At 74.5% G+C, this 17,660-nt stretch carries 14 protein-coding genes and 1 pseudogene; 5 read left to right on the top strand and 10 right to left on the bottom strand.

Going from position 1 to position 17,660, the window contains the following annotated elements; translation table 11 throughout:
* Nucleotides 1–670 precede the first annotated feature (670 nt).
* From ACZ5FU_RS13710 to ACZ5FU_RS13720, 3 genes are all read right to left on the bottom strand, one after another.
* Nucleotides 671–1,198, bottom strand: coding sequence for an ATP-binding protein (locus ACZ5FU_RS13710; RefSeq protein ID WP_468644776.1), 528 nt, complete (start codon nucleotides 1,196–1,198; stop codon nucleotides 671–673).
* A 776-nt stretch (nucleotides 1,199–1,974) separates the two neighbouring features.
* Nucleotides 1,975–2,487, bottom strand: coding sequence for an EF-hand domain-containing protein (locus ACZ5FU_RS13715; RefSeq protein WP_451526032.1), 513 nt, complete (start codon nucleotides 2,485–2,487; stop codon nucleotides 1,975–1,977).
* A gap of 135 nt (nucleotides 2,488–2,622) precedes the next feature.
* Nucleotides 2,623–3,000, bottom strand: a complete 378-nt coding sequence (locus tag ACZ5FU_RS13720) for an STAS domain-containing protein (protein ID WP_451526033.1) — start codon at nucleotides 2,998–3,000, stop codon at nucleotides 2,623–2,625.
* Nucleotides 3,001–3,372: 372 nt separating this feature from the next.
* On the opposite strand from ACZ5FU_RS13720, the gene ACZ5FU_RS13725 reads away from it, so the two are divergent.
* Both ACZ5FU_RS13725 and ACZ5FU_RS13730 read left to right on the top strand, forming a co-directional pair.
* A complete protein-coding gene (locus tag ACZ5FU_RS13725; RefSeq protein ID WP_451526034.1) occupies nucleotides 3,373–3,957 on the top strand; it encodes a sigma-70 family RNA polymerase sigma factor in 585 nt (194 codons plus the stop codon).
* A pseudogene (locus tag ACZ5FU_RS13730) lies at nucleotides 3,843–5,195 on the top strand (immediate early protein); the annotation flags it as partial. The gene ACZ5FU_RS13725 and the pseudogene ACZ5FU_RS13730, both read left to right, overlap by 115 nt.
* Before the next feature lie 73 nt (nucleotides 5,196–5,268).
* Here the strand turns inward: ACZ5FU_RS13730 and purU are convergent.
* Nucleotides 5,269–6,153 carry a formyltetrahydrofolate deformylase gene (purU, locus tag ACZ5FU_RS13735; protein WP_451526035.1) on the bottom strand — a complete coding sequence of 295 codons (885 nt, stop codon included), beginning with the start codon at nucleotides 6,151–6,153 and terminating at the stop codon, nucleotides 5,269–5,271.
* Between the two features lie 66 nt (nucleotides 6,154–6,219).
* Complete coding sequence (locus ACZ5FU_RS13740; RefSeq protein WP_451526036.1) at nucleotides 6,220–6,666, bottom strand: SCO4402 family protein; 447 nt, start codon at nucleotides 6,664–6,666, stop codon at nucleotides 6,220–6,222.
* A gap of 172 nt (nucleotides 6,667–6,838) precedes the next feature.
* On the opposite strand from ACZ5FU_RS13740, the gene ACZ5FU_RS13745 reads away from it, so the two are divergent.
* Nucleotides 6,839–8,176 (top strand): ABC transporter substrate-binding protein, encoded by a 1,338-nt coding sequence (locus ACZ5FU_RS13745; RefSeq protein ID WP_469045361.1) that lies wholly within the window; start codon nucleotides 6,839–6,841, stop codon nucleotides 8,174–8,176.
* A gap of 27 nt (nucleotides 8,177–8,203) precedes the next feature.
* On the opposite strand, the gene ACZ5FU_RS13750 is transcribed toward ACZ5FU_RS13745, so the two are convergent.
* Nucleotides 8,204–9,889 (bottom strand): hypothetical protein, encoded by a 1,686-nt coding sequence (locus tag ACZ5FU_RS13750; RefSeq protein ID WP_468644734.1) that lies wholly within the window; start codon nucleotides 9,887–9,889, stop codon nucleotides 8,204–8,206.
* A gap of 199 nt (nucleotides 9,890–10,088) precedes the next feature.
* Nucleotides 10,089–11,474, bottom strand: coding sequence for a transcriptional regulator (locus ACZ5FU_RS13755; RefSeq protein ID WP_451526039.1), 1,386 nt, complete (start codon nucleotides 11,472–11,474; stop codon nucleotides 10,089–10,091).
* Between the two features lie 289 nt (nucleotides 11,475–11,763).
* Here ACZ5FU_RS13755 and ACZ5FU_RS13760 point away from each other — a divergent pair, with 289 nt between their 5' ends.
* Nucleotides 11,764–12,429, top strand: a complete 666-nt coding sequence (locus tag ACZ5FU_RS13760; protein ID WP_451526040.1) for a bifunctional DNA primase/polymerase — start codon at nucleotides 11,764–11,766, stop codon at nucleotides 12,427–12,429.
* 473 nt (nucleotides 12,430–12,902) lie between these two features.
* On the opposite strand, the gene ACZ5FU_RS13765 is transcribed toward ACZ5FU_RS13760, so the two are convergent.
* A complete protein-coding gene (locus tag ACZ5FU_RS13765) occupies nucleotides 12,903–13,910 on the bottom strand; it encodes an alpha/beta fold hydrolase (protein WP_469045362.1) in 1,008 nt (335 codons plus the stop codon).
* Nucleotides 13,911–14,475: 565 nt separating this feature from the next.
* The gene (locus ACZ5FU_RS13770) at nucleotides 14,476–15,168 is read right to left on the bottom strand and encodes a metal-dependent transcriptional regulator (protein ID WP_451526042.1); all 693 of its coding nucleotides are present in this window, start codon (nucleotides 15,166–15,168) and stop codon (nucleotides 14,476–14,478) included.
* 225 nt (nucleotides 15,169–15,393) lie between these two features.
* On the opposite strand from ACZ5FU_RS13770, the gene ACZ5FU_RS13775 reads away from it, so the two are divergent.
* The gene (locus ACZ5FU_RS13775) at nucleotides 15,394–16,149 is read left to right on the top strand and encodes an SIS domain-containing protein (protein WP_451778016.1); all 756 of its coding nucleotides are present in this window, start codon (nucleotides 15,394–15,396) and stop codon (nucleotides 16,147–16,149) included.
* Nucleotides 16,150–16,202: 53 nt separating this feature from the next.
* Here ACZ5FU_RS13775 and ACZ5FU_RS13780 read toward each other — a convergent pair whose 3' ends face one another.
* Nucleotides 16,203–17,618: a PAS domain-containing protein gene (locus ACZ5FU_RS13780; protein WP_451526144.1), complete on the bottom strand. Its 1,416-nt coding sequence runs from the start codon at nucleotides 17,616–17,618 to the stop codon at nucleotides 16,203–16,205.
* Between the last annotated feature and the right edge of the window lie 42 nt (nucleotides 17,619–17,660).

The raw sequence follows: 17,660 nt of genomic DNA on the forward strand, positions 1-17,660 counted from the left end.
AGACGGGGACCCGGGGAGCCCGGGGAGTCCGGGGAGTCCGGGGAGTCCGGGGAGTCCGGGGAGTCCGGGGAGTCCGGGGAGTCCGGGATGCGGTGGAAGGGGCGCGGCGGGGGTTCGGGAGCGGAAAGCCGAACAGTTGTCCACAGCCTGTGGACAAGATTGGCGACGTCGACGGTCCGGCGGCGCGCGCCCGGGATCCCCGGCGGCCGGCCGCCCCGGGACGTACGCCGGACGGCGGCGCGCCTCCCCCGCCCCGGCCGCGGCCGGGCGGGAGACGCCCCCGTGCCGCCCCGAGCACGGCACCGCACGCCACCGTCCGACTCGGCGTACCCGCCCCGGTCTCCCCCGACCCCGAGGGGCTCGACGCCGCGTCACGACCCGCACTCGGCGAGGGCTCCCGTCACCGGACCCCTCGTCGTCCCCTCACGGCGAATCGCTGCCCACAAGCGTGATCAAACGGACACCTGCCGTCAACACCCGGTCAGCGATTTGTGACTTACGTCCCCTTTTCCATGGGCGCGCACGGAAGCACGTCCGGGCGCACCGCCACCCGTCCCGGCCGGACCGACAGCGCTTTCTGCACCCGTGCTCCGCCACCGCGCGCCGGCCCTCGGAGCCGACCGCGCCGCAGGGACCGCGTCACCACACGGCCCGTGTCGCACGGCCCGTGTCACACGGCTTCGTACGCGAACCCCTCGTAGGCCGGTGCGCCGAAGGCGCCGGTGCCGTTCCCGGCCGCACCGGCGCGGTCCGCCTCCCGGCCATGGTCCGCCGCGTTCCCGCTGCCGCTGCCGCCGTCGGCCGGCGGCCGTGCGCAGCGGTCGAGTTCGCACCAGATGCGCTTGCCGTGATCCTCCACGCTCCAGCCCCAGCGGTCCGCGAGACCGTCCACGAGGGCCAGCCCGCGGCCGCCCGTCGCCTCGTCGCCCGCACAACGGGGCACGGGCGCCCGGCCGCTGCCGTCGGCCACCTCCAGCCGGACGGTGGTCCGCCCCGCCTCGGCGTCCGGCAGCGAGAGCCGCAGCACGGCCGGGCAGCCGGTGTGCACCACGGCGTTGGTGACCAGCTCGGAGACGAGCAGGATCAGCGTCTCGGCGAGCGGCTCGTCGGCTCCTATCCCGGAACCGGCGAGGCGCGAACGGGCCCATCGCCTGGCGCGACCCACCTCAGCGGGGTCGGGCCGGATCTCCAGCTGCACTTGAAGCACCTGCACCGCTCACACCATCCGAACCGGCGGACACATGGCCGCGCGCCACGTGAGCCACGCAAGCCACGCGAGCACCATGACGACGGGGGCCACGATCGTAGCCATTTTCCGCATGACCAGAACAACAGCCAGAGGCGGAGTGACGGAACGTGATTCCCTTACGAGACAGCTTGGTTGACGTACAGTCACCCCAACAAGCGCTTCGGGCATATTCCAGCGCGAAGGAGTACGCGTGCGGCATACTGTGCGACGCTTGTCGCGGAGAGTCGAACAGGCCGTGCTCACACGCCCGTCCGGCCTGCGAGCAGGGGCGCGCACCGTCGGATCCGGCACTGCCCCGGGGGCACCGCCGGCACGGCTCGCGCTCGTGGCCACTCGCATCCCACAGAAGGTACCGGAGCGACCCCCCGACTCCGGCGCGTGACGGGTCACACCTCGGCCACAACCACAACTCACGCTCCGTGACCACCCCGCGCCACGATCGACGACGCGGGTCCGGGCCGGCACCCGTCATCGCAGGCCGCGACCGTCGCGAACCGCCCCGGACCGCGGGCCGCACACCGGCGACCTCTCACTCTGCGTGTCCCCACACTCGCGGAGAGCACCCGTACGGCCCGGCTCCGGCAGCAGGTCGGCGCACGGATGTCCGACGGCCCGGAAGGTCCCGGCCGGCGGCCCGAACTGCTCCCGCACCCGGGCGTGTTGCGCGGCGGGGCCGGGCCGGCCCCGGCCGTGCGTGGTCCGGGACGCGGCCCCGCGTCGGCCGGCTACTCCGGCACGGTGAAGTAGCGGGCGAACGCCGGCACGAGCTCCGCCTCCCCCACCTTCCCGTCCGCGTCGCCGTCCAGCACACCCGCGGCGCCCCGGGCCACGTCCTCACCGGCGCCGAGCGCCCTCAGCACCCGCACCGTGTCGTCGACCGTGGCCCGCCCGTCCCCGTCGCCGTCCGCAACGGCGAGGGCCGCGTGCAGGAACGGCCGGGCGATCTCGGCGAACCGCCCGGGATTGTCACGGAGCCGCTTGACCGCCCCGCTCACGAACTCGTCGCGGGTGATGCGCTGATCCCCGTCGCGGTCGGCGATCCCGGCCATGCCCTGCCAGAACGCCTCCGCGCCGGCGTACAGCGCCTGCCCCCTGTCGGACCGGGCCGGTACGGAGAACTCGGCGAGCACGGCCTTCGCGGCGGAGGCGAAGTCCTCGCGGTCGATGTAGCCGTTGCCGTCCTGGTCGAAGGTGGCGAACCGGTCGGCGATCCTGCGTTCGTACTCGCTGCTCACCATGTCTGCGGACCGCCTCACGTCGTCGCGTCGGATGGGGTGCGGTGGAGTCCCCGCGGGTGAGCGTACGACGCCGGCGGCCGCGGGGCGGAGCGGGCGAGGGCCGCGGCCCGTCCGGCGGACCGCGCCGGCGAGCCTTCAGGCGGACAGCGGCTCGGTCCCGTCCACGGCCTCGTCGACGTCGCCGTACACGTCGAACAGCCGGCGCACCCCCAGCGCGCCCAGGACCCGGTTGACGTGGGAGCCCTCGACCGCGCCGTGCGCCGGCAGGATCAGGCGCAGGCGGCCCCGGCAGGAGCGGATCAGCCGCCGGGAGGCGATGAGGACGCCGACCCCGCTGGAGTCGCAGAAATCCACCCCGGAGAGGTCCAGGACGAGGCTGTGGCGGCCCTCGGCCACCTCGTCGTGCACCCGTTGGCGCAGCAACGGGGAGGTCACCAGGTCCAGTTCGCCCGAGACACGGAGCACGGCCCATCCGCCCCGTTCGTCACCGGTCACTTTGAAAGCCACCCACACGCCCTTCGTCCGCCCGAACGGAAGCTGTCCCTTCGCTTCCTCGCAGCGCGGCTGCCCAGCGGCCGTTCCCCGAAACTACGGGCAGAAAACAGCGGATTCGAGAAAGAGGCTTGTTCTCGCCACCACTCGTCCTGTTCGATCTCATCGGGGCGAAATCCAGTCAATCTCGATCAAGTCTGATCGCCAATAGGTCGGACAGGGCACCCGGATCGTGCCTTTACCACCCTCGATGCGCAGGGGGCGCGCATTGCACCAAAGGGGCGTGCGTCGTCGGACGTGCCGACTACATTCGAGGTGAGGATGCACGCAGGCTGGAGACCGGCAGGCCCCGGCGGGGACGTCGGGCACGGGCAGCAGGGCCGAGGGAGCCGCATGGCGGAGAAGGACGCACCGCCCCGCTGGGACCGCGGGATGCAGCAGCGCCTCGCGCGCGGGGAGGCCGCCGCCCTCGGTGAGTTCTACGACCGGTTCGCCTCGCTCGTGCACGGCCTGGCCCACCGCGTGCTGGGGGACGAGCGGGCCGCCGACGGCGTCACCCACGAGGTCTTCGCGCACGTGTGGGAGCACCCGGACTCCTACGACCCCCGGGAGGGCCCGCTGCGCACCTGGGTCGCCGGCCTGACCCGCCGCCTGGCCGTGCAGCGGCTGCGCGCCACGGAGACCGCGGCGCTCGCGCTGCAGGGCTCCGGCAGCACCGAGGAGCTGGAGGACAAGGTCCGTCACGCCTCGGTCGCCGCCCGCGCCGACTACATCGCCCAGTCGATGCCGGCCCCGCTGCGCGCCGCCCTGGAACTGGCGTACTTCCAGCGCCGCGACTACCGCCAGACCGCCGCCGACCTCGGCGTCACCGAGGACGAGGCGCGCCGGCGCCTCCGCCTCGGCCTTCAGCTGCTCTCCACGGCCCACGACGCCGCCGCCCCCGGCGCCCCGCCCGGACACCACGGGGGTGCGGCATGACCGAGGACCGGTTCCCCGACGACACCGGGGCCGGCGGCTCCCCGCGGCCCGCCCCACAAGCCGCCGCTCCACCACCGCCGCGCCTGGAACACCCGGTGCTGAAGGCGCTGTTGGGGGCCTGGGCGCTGGCCGCCTGCTCGGCCGAGGAGACCGTCGCCGTCGAGGACCACCTCGGCGCGTGCGGGGCCTGCGCCGACGAGGCACGGCGGCTGCGCGAGGCGGTCGGCCTGCTCCAGCGCCCCGACAGCCTCGACCTGGACCCGGGCCTGCGCACCCGCGTCCTGGAGAGCTGCCTGGACCGGCGCCCGCCGCGCGTCCCGGTGCCCGGCTGGGCGACGGCGTACGACGCGGAGACCGCCCGGCTGGACGCGCTGCTCCAGGACTTCGGGGACGCGGAGTGGCACGCGCCCGTGCGGCTGCGCTGGTTCCGCGGCCGGGACGCCACCAGCCGCCGTACGACCGTCGCCGGGGTCATCGCCCACCTGCTCGCGGTGGACGGGCTGGTCGCCGTCGCCCTGGGCCTCGACGATCCGCTGGGCCCGGCCGCGGGCGGGACCGCGGGCAAGCCGGCCGGCACGCCCGCGGAGCGGACGGAGGCGTTCTGGGGGGCCTCGCACCTCCCGCCGACCCGGTCCGTGCGCGGCCCCTGGCGGGAACAGGCCCGCGCGGTCGTCCGCACGGTGTCCCGCACCGACGGGGACACCACGCGCGCGGACGGAGCCGGGCGGGAGGACCCCGGCGCCGTCGGGGTGTCGTACGGCGACTTCGAACTGCCGCTGCGGGACGCGCTGGTGGACCGGGCCTTCGAATGCTGGGTGCACGCGGTGGACATCGCGGAGGCCGTCGACTACCCCTACGACCCGCCCGCGCCGCGTCACCTGCGCGGCATGGTCGACCTCGCCGCCCGGATGCTGCCGGTCGTCCTCGCCGAACGCCGCCGCGCGGGACTGGCCGGGCCGGGCGACCGCCGTCACCTGGTGACCGCCGGCCGTCCCGGCCGCAGCCTGCGGCTGGAGATCGAGGGACGGGGCGGCGGCGAGTGGTTCATCCCGCTCGACTCCCCTGCCGCGGTGGGCTCCGCCGATCACGAGGTGGCCCACGTCGCCCTGGACGACGTGGAGTTCTGCCGGCTCGCGGCGGGCCACGTCACCCCGGAGGAGGCGGCCGCGGGCCAGGCGGGGGACCGGGCGGCCATCCGCGACGTCCTGTCGGCGGCGGCGTCCCTGAGCCGGATGTAGGACCGGAGGCGGAGGCCGCCCCGGAACGGGACGCGGCACGCCGGCGGACGTGAGCGCGGCGCGCGACGGCGGTCTACGCGAAGACGACCGTCCGCCGCCCGTTCAGCAGGATCCGGCGCTCCGCGTGCCACTTCACGGCCCGCGCCAGCGCCTGGCACTCCACGTCCCGTCCGACGGCCACGAGCTGGTCCGGCGTGACGTCGTGCCCGACCCGCTCGACCTCCTGCTCGATGATCGGCCCCTCGTCGAGGTCGGCCGTCACGTAGTGGGCCGTCGCGCCGATCAGCTTCACGCCCCGCGCGTGCGCCTGGTGGTACGGCTTGGCGCCCTTGAAGCTCGGCAGGAACGAGTGGTGGATGTTGATGATCCTGCCGCTGAGCTGCTTGCACAGGTCGTCCGACAGGACCTGCATGTAGCGGGCCAGCACGACCAGCTCGACGCCCTCGGCGCGGACGATCTCCAGCAGCCGTGCCTCCGCCTCGGCCTTGTTCTCCTTCGTCACCGCGATGTGGTGGAAGGGGACGCCGTACGAACCCACCAGCTCGGCGAAGTCGGTGTGGTTGGAGACCACGGCCGCGATCTCCACCGGCAGCGCGCCGGTCCGGGCCCGGAACAGCAGGTCGTTCAGGCAGTGGCCGAACCTGCTGACCATCAGGACGATGCGCATCTTCTCGTCGGCCCGGTTGATCTGCCAGTCCATGTGGAAGGAGTCGCCGATCGCCGCGAAGCTCGCCCGCAGCTTGTCCACGGTCACCGGCGACTCCGCCGAGAAGTGGACGCGCATGAAGAACAGTCCCGTGTCGTGGTCGCCGAACTGCTGGCTGTCCTCGATGTTGCAGCCGGTCATGAACAGGTAGCTGGACACGGCGTGCACGATGCCCTGCTTGTCGGGGCAGGACAGCGTGAGGACGTACTGGTCGGCGAGGGTCGCCGTGGCGCGGGTGGACTGCTCACTCATGCAGCACAGGGTCTCATGACGGGGCGCACCCGCAGGAGACCCGTCCGCAGGGCGGGATCCCCTCCGTCACGCCGTCCGCGTCATGATCCGCAGCACTTCGAGCGTGCGCGGCGGGGTGTCCGGCTCCTCGCCGTCGGCCGCGGCCATGCGCACGTGGGCGTCGCGCGCCGCCCGGACCGCGTCCGGCCAGCCCTCGTGGTCGATGTAGGCGGAGACCGGGGCGTCCGGCCCGACCTGGTGCATGATCCGCAGGACGCGCAGGACGGCGGTGTCGACGAGCGCCGCCTCCTGCGAGTCGCGGAAGATCGTGCCGACGTACTTCTCGGCGGACCAGTTGTCGAGCCAGGTGTCCTCGACCAGGCGGTACACGGCGTCGGTGACGTCCCCGTACCCGTCCACGCCGGCCAGCCAGACGTCCCGCTGGAACACCGGATCGGAGAGCATGTGCAGCGCGGAGCGCACATTGCTGCGCCAGCGCCACCACGGCATGTCGTTGAGTGGCATGCCGCCCATGGTGGAGGAGCGACGGCCGCGACGGGAAGAGTTCTCCGAACCTTGCACGATCGTCGATCGTACGTTTCCCGGCCGCGCGGGTGTCGTCGGCCCCCGCAATTCACCTCACCGTCACCCCGCGTTGACCGAGGGTCACTCGGAGGTTGGCCGTGTGAGGGAATCGTGCGGGGACATGACCGGCAGGCAACGCACCCGAAGCACCTTCCTCCTCAGGTCCATCCGCCGCACCAGGTCTCTGCCCCTCACCCTGCGGTCGGCGGGCGCCCTGGTCGCCTGTGCGTCGCTCGCCGTCGGCTGCGGGCTCGTCCCCGGCGCCGCCGGGGGCTCCGGGAACGGCCCGATCGTCGTCATGACCTGGGCGCCCGAGGGCACCGCCGCCACCAACAAACCCGGCATGCCCGCCTTCGCCCGCGCCTACGCCCGGTGGATCAACGCCAACGGCGGGCTGAACGGCCGCGAGCTCGAGGTCCTCACCTGCAACGACCACAACAACGGCGTGGACGCCGCGAAGTGCGCCCGGCAGGCCGTGAAGGCGGGTGCGGTCGCCGTCATCGGCTCCTACAGCCAGCACTCGGAGTCCTTCCTCCCGCACCTGGAGGGCGCCGGCATCCCCTACATCGGCGGCTACGGCGTCACCAACGCCGAGTTCACCAGCCCGCTCTCCTACCCCGTCAACGGCGGCCAGCCGGTCCTGCTGGCCGGTCTCGGCAAGGAACTCGCCGCCGGCTGCGGCCGCGTCGCCCTCGTGCGCCCCGACACCATCGCGGGCGACACCCTGCACGCCATGCTCGACGCCGGCCTCACGGCGGGCGGCCACGAGAAGGCCGTGGACCAGCTGGCCGCGGAGGACGCCGCCGAGTACTCGGTGCAGGCCGAGGCCTCCCTGAAGGAGGTGACCGCGACCGGCCGGGCCGGCACGGCCGGCAAGGGCGACAGCGGGTGCGTGATCCCCGCCCTCGGCGACCGCACCGGCACCTTCATGGACTCCTTCCGGCGCGCCCGCGAGGACTACCCCGACGTGAGCACCGCCACCGTCCTCGGCAGCGTCGACCAGACGGTCATCAACTCCACCGGCGGCGCGTCCAGCGCCTTCGAGGGGGCGTACGTCACCGGCTGGTACCCGGTGGCGAGCGACCCGCGCTGGGACCCGATGAAGAAGGTGATCAGCGAGAGCGCCTTCTCCGACACCCGGATCGACCCCTCGGACACGGGCGTGCAGACCACCTGGATCGCCTACACCGTCTTCCGGGAGGTCGTGGAGTCGCTGGGCGGCGACGCGGTGACCGCCGACACCGTCACCGGCGCCCTCGACGACGGCCTGCGGATCGACACGGGCGGGCTCACGCCCACCCTGCGCTGGGAGTTCACCGACCGGCTCGCCTCGATCGGCTTCCCGCGCCTGGTCAACGCCGACGTGACCCTGCAGACCGTGAAGCAGGGCCGGCTGGCGGCGGCCAAGAAGGACTTCGTCGACGTCACGAGGATGCTGGAGAACGCCGACGTCGACTGAGGCCGACGCCGGCCGGGTCCCTCCCGGTCACAGCTGGGTCGGCTGCCGCTCCGTCAGTCCGTACTTCTTCGCGATCGTGTTCCACAGCTTCGCGGCCTGCGTCTTCTGGGCGCTGGCCGTGCCGCTGGCGCGGTTGGCCTCCTGCGTCCGGCCCGTGCCGCGGGCCTGGCCCTTCTTGCAGAGCTTGCCCTTCTCGGCGGCCACCTGGTCGGCCCAGGCCGCGTAGTGGTCGTCGGCGGAGGCGGAGGCCTGCCACGCCTTGGTGAGCGCGGCGGTCAGTGCGGCGTGGTCCGGCAGCCGGTCCACGGCCAGGCCGGACAGCGAGGTCACCAGTCCGGTGCGCTGCTTCGCCGCCTCCCGCAGGTCGGCGGCGGCCGCGGCGAGGTTGTCGCACCTCTTCACGTCGGCGACCGCGCCGATCACGGTCGCCCGGCTGCTGCCGCTGTCCGCGAGCAGCTCGTCCAGGGCGATCGCCTGCTGTTCGGCCGCGTCGGCGGAGGCCGAGGCGGAGCCCTCGGCGGCGGGCTGCGACGCGGCGACGGTCTTGCCGTCGTCGCTCTGACCGTCACCGTCACCGCCCCCGCCGGAGAGCAGGGCGCCCGCGCCGACCCCGACGACGACGAGGGCCACGCCGACCGCCGCGAACAGCGGCACCCGCGAGCCGCTGCGGCCGCCGCCCCGGTGGTCGTCGTCGCGCATCGCGCGGCGCCCGCCGGAGCCGCCGCCGGGCGGGACGGAGGAGGGCCGGGCGTGGGCGTGGCCGCCGTGGCCGGGGGGCTCCGGGTCCGAGAAGCGCGGCATCTGCTGCGTGGAGCCGGCCGGGCCGTCGTCGGCGGGGCCGCTGCGGAAGAGGTTGTCGAACTCGGCGGGCGGCTGCTTGTCGCCGCCGCCGTACGGGCCCTGGCCGGTCACCGGCGGGATGTACTGGGTGGCCTCGGCGTCGGCGTGGGAGGCGTGCTGCCCGCCGTGGGGGGACGGGGGTGCCGGGTCGTGCTGCCGGGCGTGGCCCAGGAAGTGGGTGGACTCCGCGGGGGACTCGGGCGGCAGGGCGCCCGGCATGCCCGGCCCGACCGGCGGGAGGTACTGCGTCGCGCCCTCGGTGCCCGGCCCCGGCGCGGGGACGGGCGGGATGTACTGGGTGGCCCCCTCGTCCAGCGGCACGGACGCGGGGACCGGGGGTATGTACCGGGTGGCCCCCTCGTCCACGGGCGCGGGCCCGGACGCGGAGACGGGCGGGATGTACTGGGTGGCGCCGTCGGCCATGGGCGGCAGCGGCGCGGCCGGGATGCCGTGGCCGTACGACGACGGTGTGGGGGCGCCCTCGGGCGGCAGCGGACCGGCGCCTCCACCGGACCCGGGCTGCGGCGCGGCACGCCACGCGTCGGGGCCCGTCGGCTGCGGGGTGTCCCACTGCCGGTCCCCGCCCCACTGCTGCTGGTCCGCCGGGGGCGGCCAGGCCTGTCCCGGCTGCTGCCCGGACGGGTGCGGCTGGTGACCCGACCGCTGCTCCGGCTCCCAGGACCGGTCCCAGCCCGGTCCGTCGGCCGGCGGGGGCGAGGGCTGCCCGCCGTACTGCTGCCGTTCGGCACGGGCCTCCCACCGCGGGCCGTTCGCCGTGCCCGGCAGCAGGGGTTCCCCGCCGTCGGAGGGCAGCACGATGCCTTCGCGCGCGGGCCGCGCCGAGGGCTCCTCGCCCTGTCCACTCTGCGTCACCGGGACTCCTACTGATGGGGGACCTTCGGAATCGTCGGCTCACGCTACCGGGTCCCCGGAACCCCGTGCCACGCAGCTCGGCTCATGATCTCCCTCCCCCGCGACGGCCGGAGGGCCCGAACGCCGTGCGCCGCGCCCGCCGCCGGTCGCACGGCGGCGGGCCGTTCCCCGGCCGTTCACGCCACGGCGCCCCGGATGTTCACGCGGCGGTCCGGAGGTCCAGCCGCGCCCCGAACTCCCTGACGACGGCCTCCTCCCGGAACGGCTCCAGCCGCTGCTGGAGGTCCTCCAGGTACTCGGCGCCGCGGTGGGAACGCAGGGTCTCCAGCAACTCCACCGCCTTCGTACCGGTGTTGCAGGCCTGCTCGACCTCCCGCTGCTGCACCTGCGCCGTGGCCAACAGCACATGTCCGATGGCCCGCCGGCGGACCCGGCTCTCCGGGTGCGCGGCCAGCGACTGCTCCGCGCAGCGCGCCGCCGCCTCGGCCTGGCCGAGGTCGCGGTGACAGTGCGCCAACTCGTCGGCCAGATAGGCCTCGTCGAAGTGCGCGATCCACGCCGGGTCGTCCCCGGCCGCCGGATCGGCCGCCTCCAGCGCCGACACGGCCCGACCGGACGCCGCGTGAGCCGCCCGCACGTCGCCCATGAGGGCGTGCCCGCGGGCCTCGGCGGCGTGGAACATGGCCTCCGCGCGCGGTGTCACCCGCCCCCGCGCCCCTTCCTGTGCCGCGCGCGCCAACTGGGCGATCTCGCGCGGGTTCCCGAGCTGGGCGGCGAGGTGGCTCATGGAGGCGGCGAGCACGTAGCCGCCGTAGCCGCGGTCGCCCGCCGCCTGGGCGAGGCGCAGGGCCTGGATGTAGTAGCGCTGGGCGAGGCCGGGCTGCCCGGTGTCGACGGCCATGTAACCCGCCAGTTCGGTCAGCCGGGCCACGGAGGCGAAGAGTTCGCGCCCCACCGCCTCCCGGTAGGAACCGGCCAGCAGACCGGAGACGACGCTGTTCAGGTAGTGCACGACGACCGGGCGCACGTGACCGCTGCCGTACTGGTGGTCCAGGTCGACCAGCGCCTGGGTCGTCGCCTTGACGGCCGCCACGTCGGACAGGCCCACGCGGGGGCCGGCCGAGCGCGCCACCTGCGCGTCGGGCGAGGAGATCAGCCAGTCGCGGCTCGGTTCGACCAGCGCGGAGGCGGCCACGGACGACCCCGAGAGGAAGTCCCGCCGGCCCACGTCACTGCGCCACAGCTCGCAGACCTGCTCGATGGCCCCCAGGACCGTCGGCGAGAACTGGAGGCCGACGCCCGACGCGAGGTTCTTGCCGTTGGCCATGCCGATCTCGTCGATCGTGACCGTGCGGCCGAGTTTGCGGCCCAGGGCCTCGGCGATGATCGCCGGGGCGCGTCCCCGCGGCTGCTGTCCGCGCAGCCAACGGGCCACGGACGTCTTGTCGTAGCGCAGGTCGAGACCGTGCTCGGCGCCGCACATGTTCACGCGGCGGGCGAGCCCGGCGTTCGAGCATCCCGCTTCCTGGATGAGCGCCTGCAGCCGTTCGTTCGGCTGCCGCGCGACGAGAGGCCTTGCGGCCATTGGCACTACCCCCTGTGGCTGCGGTGCCTTTCCCGCGCACCGAGTTGATGTGTCTTCCACCGAAAAGTTCCGGCCGTGAAGATCAATGCCCCGCGGACAGGACGAGAATGCGAGACATGCGAGGATTGCCTGGGTAAAGACGGAAGCCGCCCCCCAGGCGTGCCTACCCGCTCCCGCGCTCGTTCCTCCCGCGCGCCCCCGGACATGCACCCGTGCGCCCCGGACGGGGGATCGGTGCTCCTCCCCCGCGCACGTGGGCGGGCCGTAACCCCCGGTGACGCCCGGAGTTGTGTTCATCGTGGAAGAGACCATCGCGGGCGCCGAGGCCGCGCAGATCCCGAAGCAGCGCGGGGAATCGCTGCTGGAGACCGCTGTTCGCTACGCCGAGGAACGTCACTGGGACGTCGTCCCCGGCACCTGGCTGGAAGCCGTCGCCGGGACGCAGCGCTGCTCCTGCGGGGACGCGGCGTGTCCGGCGCCGGGGGCGCACCCCGTCCGGCCCGACTGGGCGTCGCGGGCGACGGGCAGCGCGACCGTCGCGCGGCGCAGGTGGCAGGAACAGCCCGACGCGTCGGTCCTGTTGCCGACCGGGCGGACCTTCGACGCGATCTCCGTGCCGGAGGCGGCCGGGTTCCTGGCGCTGGCGCGGATGGAGCGGATGGAGGCGACGCCGGGTCCGGTCACGTGGGCGCCCGACCGGCGCATGCACTTCTTCGTGCTGCCCGGGGCTTCGGCCAAAGTGCCGGATCTGGTCCGCGCGTTGGGGTGGACGCCGTCCTCCCTCGACCTCGTCACGCTGGGCGAGGGGGCGTACGTGGCGGCGCCGCCCACGCGGTTCGGGTCGCGGGGGGCCGTGCAGTGGGCCTGCCGGCCCACCCCCGCCAACCGGTGGCTGCCGGACGCGGAGGAGCTGATCCCGCCCCTGGCCTACGCGTGCGGCCGGGACCGCCGGTGACCTGAGCCGGAAGTCCCCCGCCGGACGGGCGGCCGTCGACCGGCCGCCGTGCGACCGCGAGGTCCGGCCCGTCCCTCCGGAGTCCGGCCTGGCGGAGTCGGACCTGGCGGAGTCGGGTTCGCCGGAGTCCGGCCTGGCGAAGTAGGGCGTGCCGGAGTCCGGTCTCCGGCACGCCGGGCAGCTCGTGAGCACCGCCCGAAGGTCCTCGGCTCCGGCCGGCAGGGCCTGTCCGGCGGATCACGCCGGAAGCACGGGGTCCGGCACGCGTTCCCCCGGAGGGGGTGCTCCTGGCGGCGTCGGTCGCCCGCGTCCCCACGCCCGGCCGCGCTCGCGGGGGCCCGTCGCGTCCATGCCTTCTTCTGCTGTGCGGCCACACGCACCGGTCCCCGCCCGCCCGGGCCGCGGGGCGCCGCCGGTCTTCCGCGACCGGATCCGCCGGAGAGGCCCTGGCCGGCGTCTCCCTGGCGGTCCGCTCAGCGCGCCAGCACCCCGTCCAGGAACGGCTCGACGGCCGTCCGCCAGCCCTCCGGCTGGTCGTAGTGCACGAGGTGACCGGCGTCGGCCACCTCCGCGTACTCCCCGCGCGGCAGCACCCGCACCATCTCCTGTGCCTCCGCGCGCCCCAGTTCGCCGTCCAGGCCGCGGACGACCAGGGTGGGGCAGCGGACCTGGGCCAGCTCCTCCCAGTGGGCGTCGTAGACCCAGGTCTCCCGGGACTTCAGCATCTGCTCGGGTTCGAAGACGGGGCGCCAGCCGTCGGCGGACTCCTGCATCACCTCGGCGTAGAACTCGCCGCGCGCCGGGTTGGGCCGCTCCACCCAGGGGTCGTCCTCGCCGAACCACTTGCGGACGTCGGCGAGGGTGGCGAAGGGGAGGGGCCAGGACGTGAACCAGTCGGCCCACTCGCGCTGCGAGGCCGCGCCGAGCGCGGAGGCGCGCATGTCGCAGATGACGACGCCGGAGATCAGGTCGGGGCGCTTGGCGGCGAGCTGCCAGGCGGTCAGGGCCCCCATGGCGTGGCCGACGAGGACGGCGGGGGCGAGGCCGAGCTGTTCGAGGGCGGCCTCGGCGTCCTCGACGTACGCCTCACGCGTGAAGGCGGCCCGCGGCGGCTTGTCGCTCCGGCCGTGGCCCCGCTGGTCGAGGGCGACGGCACGGTGCCGCTCGGAGAGCCAGCGGGCGGTGGACGCCCAGTGCGAGGCCCTGCCCATCAGACCGTGCAGTAACAGCACGCCGGTGGTGCGCTCGGAGGCCTCCGGTACGGACCATCCCCCGCGCGTCCCGGCCCGTTCCCCGGCTGCCGCCCCGGCCGGTGCACCGGTGAGTCCCGCGTCCGGTCCGCCGGTGGGCGTCCCGGCCGGCTGGGCCGGGATCACGGTCTGCGGCCCGCTCTCCGCCGGGTCCCTCTTGGGCGGATCGCCGAACTCCCAGGCCGCCAGGCGCACCCCACCCGCCCCGGTCACGTCGATGCGTCGCGCCATAGCTCCTGGCACCCCCTCGCTCCGCTCGGACCCCTCGCTCCCGCTCGAGCCGGCCGGTCCGGATCACGCGTCGTGTCTGCCGTCGTACCGCTGTGCTGCTCGCTGCCTCACCGCTCGCGCCCCGCGCGTCGCGTCACGCACGGGCCTCTCGTCCGCACGCTATCGAATGCCCATTCGGAAACAGTCGCTTCCGCGAGCAACACCCCTCGTTCGAGTGACCCCTCTCAAGGAATGATCGCCGCTGCCGAGGGGAGATCTTCCATGGGAGGCGGACCGCTCGGGGAAACCGGTCCGAAGGGAATGACCTTGAGAGCTCGGGGCTCCAGGTCAGAACAGGGGAGGACAGGCCCCGGCGCCGCAGGGCGCCGGGGCTCTCCCATGATCTGCGGCACATCGTCCCGCCCCCTCAGGTCATATGCCTCATGCGACAGCCTGGCACGCGCGACGCCGGAGCGCTGCGGTTCGACACAGGGAACCACCGATTCGGTGAGATCGACAGGACGCCTCAACTACCCCGGCAGCCCCAGGGATTGGACGACGATCGACGAGAGGGCCGAAGCGGTCGTCACCGCTTGGCGACGAACACGTGGGAGGCGACGTCCGCCTCCAGCTCGGCCGCCTCGCCGCCGCTGCCGACCAGCACGCCGCCGGCCGACTCCGTCACGCTCACCACCGAGCCCGGCTGCACACCGGCCCGCCGCAGCGTGTACATCAGCTGCGCGTCCGTCTGGATCGGCTCGCCGATGCGGCGGACGACGACCGTCTTGCCCTCCAGCCCCGGGTCGAGATCGGCCAGCGACACCATGCCCTCGTCCAGGAAGGGATCGGCGACGTCCTTCTCCCCCAGCTCCTCGAGGCCGGGGATGGGGTTGCCGTACGGCGACTCGGTGGGGTGACGCAGCAGTTCGAGGACCCGGCGCTCGACGGCCTCGCTCATCACGTGCTCCCAGCGGCAGGCCTCCGCGTGGACCTGCTCCCACTCCAGGCCGATCACGTCGACGAGGAGACACTCGGCCAGACGGTGCTTGCGCATCACGCGCGTGGCGAGGCGGCGGCCCTCGTCCGTCAGCTCCAGGTGCCGGTCGCTGGCCACGGAGACCAGGCCGTCCCGCTCCATGCGGGCCACCGTCTGGCTGACCGTCGGTCCGCTCTGGTCGAGCCGCTCGGCGATCCGGGCGCGCATGGGGACCACACCTTCCTCCTCCAGCTCGAGGATGGTGCGGAGATACATCTCCGTGGTGTCGATCAGTCCGGACATACGTGCCCCTCGATGAGATGGCCGGAGGCTGGACGGCTCTCCGGCTCGTGCGCTGGCCCTGGCCTCAATTCTGCCGGATACCACCGACAAGCGTGCCGCGCCGCCGAAACGGGGCGGTCACGCCGGGCCGCCGCTCCCCCGCCGTATTGACAGGGCGCTGGTCCAGACCGCACGGTGATCCGCGACACGGACACGGACACCGGATTCGGCAAAGGGGCCCCTCGGATGAGTGACCGCACGCCCGCCGCGCAGTTCTTCGACGCCGCGATCGGCCTGTTGCAGCGGGTTCGCGACGAGGAGGCGGCGGCCGTGGAGGCCGCCGGCGCGCTCCTCGCCGACACCGTGGCCTCCGGTGGACGCCTGTTCGCCTTCGGCGCCGGCCATTCCTCCCTCGCCGCGCAGGACGTCGTCTACCGCGCGGGGGGCCTGGCCCTGATGAACCTGCTCGCGGTGCCGGGCGTCGTGGGCGTCGACGTCACCCCCGCCACCCTCGGTTCCGCCCTGGAGCGGGTCGACGGCCTGGCGAGCGTGGTCCTGGACACCTCGCCGGTGCGCGCGGGCGACGCCCTGGTGATCATCTCGCTGTCGGGCCGCAACGCCCTCCCGGTGGAGATGGCCCTCAACGCGCGCGCCCTGGGCGTGAAGGTCATCGGCGTGACCTCGGTGGCGTACGCCACCGGGACGACGTCCCGGCACCGGTCGGGGACGTTCCTCAAGGACCACTGCGACCTCGTCCTGGACTCGAAGATCGCCGTCGGGGACGCCGAGCTGACCCTCGACACCGTCCCCGCGCCCTTCGCGCCCGCCTCCACGGTCGTCACCGCGGCCCTCCTGCAGGCGGTCATGGCCACCGCGGCCGTCTCTCTCGCTGAACGCGGGATCGAGCCCCCGCTGCTGCGTTCCGGCAACGTCGACGGCGGCCACGACTGGAACGGCCGGATCATGGACGAGTACCGGGACCGGATCTTCTACCGGCACTGAAGGAACCGCGCCCGTGCCGGCGGGCCACGGCGAGGACCGTGGCGGCGGGCGCGTCAGACCTCGTCGCCGCTCCCGCCGCTCCCGGCGAGGTCGAGGGCGGCCGCCATGCGGACGGCGACGTCCTCGGCGTAGGTCGCGTCGGAGCGCTCGAAGGCCGTGCGGCCCGCCGCGCGCAGGAAGGTCACGACGCCCAGGGTGCGGCCGCGGCTGCGCAGGACCGCGCAGAGCGCGTGCACGGTGCCCTCGGGCCACTGCCGGGCCCGCGCCCACTCGCGGGCCCGGTCCGGGTCCGTCCTGCCCGCGGAGGCGCGCACCGAGCCGGAGCGGGCCACGCACTGGAGCGCCGGGTGGCTCTCCGCGTACCCCACGGGCAGCCCGGCGTGGCCGGTGAGGACGCTGGGGCCCGGTGCCCCCGAGGGGGTGGCCGCCACCCGCACCAGCCGCGGCGGGGCGTCCGACTCCCCGTCCGCACCCGGCACGCCGGCCACCCGGTCGATCACGGCGTGGTCGGCGAAGCCGGCGAGGGCGAAGTCGAGATGGACGGTCGCCGCCTCCGACGGGTCCTCGCACTCGGCGGCCGCCCGCGACGCCCGGTGCAGCTGGTTCGCCCGGAACCGCAGCAGGGCCGCCTCCTGCTCGACCTGCTTGGCCTCGGTGACGTCCTGGAACAGCCAGCCGACGCCGAGCGGCACCGGCTCCTCGGCGAGCGGGGAGGCGAGCCGGACGAAGCCGCTGCGCCAGCAGCGGCGCTTCTCGCCGTCCGGGGTCCGCACCCCCACCCACAGCTCGGCGGGCGCGGGCGGGGCGCCCTCGGCGAGGACGTGCGTGAGCGCGTTCTCCAGCTCCTCGACGCCCCGGGTGAGCAGGTCGCCCAGCGGGCGGCCCAGGACCGCCGTACGGCCCGTGCCGAGCGCGCGGGCGGCGTGCGCGTTGACCACGGCGGGGCGCAGGTCGGCGTCGACGAGGACCACGCCCCAGGAGGCGTCCGCGAAGAGGGCCTCGCTCAGGGCGATGGAACGCTCCAGGTCGATCTGGGTGTGCACCTCGCTGAACGCGCAGTACAGCCCGGCGGGTCCGCCGTCGGGGCCGCGGACCGCGGCGGACTGGGTGCGCACCAGGACCCGGCCGCCGTCCTTGGTGAGCAGCGCGAACTCGTGCACCTGCCGGCCGGGCGCCCGCATCGCGGCCGTCAGCCGGGCCTCGATCTCCTCGGCGTCCGCCTCGCGCACCGCCCAGCCGGTGAAGCCGTGCCGGCCGACCGCCTCCGCGGCGGTCCAGCCGAGGATGCGCTCCGCCTCGCGGTTCCAGTGGGTGACGACGCCGTCGGCGTCGAAGGCGCACAGGGCGGCGTCCATCCCGTCGAGCAGCGCGGCGAGCAGGTCCGAGCCGTCCGGGCCCTCCGGGCCGGGCCGCCCGGGCTCGTCCGGTCCCAGTTCGTCGGTGGTCCCACTACGGCGGGAAGCACTCACCTGGACCCCCTCGGATTCGCTCACGTGCCCTCATTCAACTTG

The sequence above is a fragment of the Streptomyces sp. NPDC031554 genome (assembly GCF_055580685.1).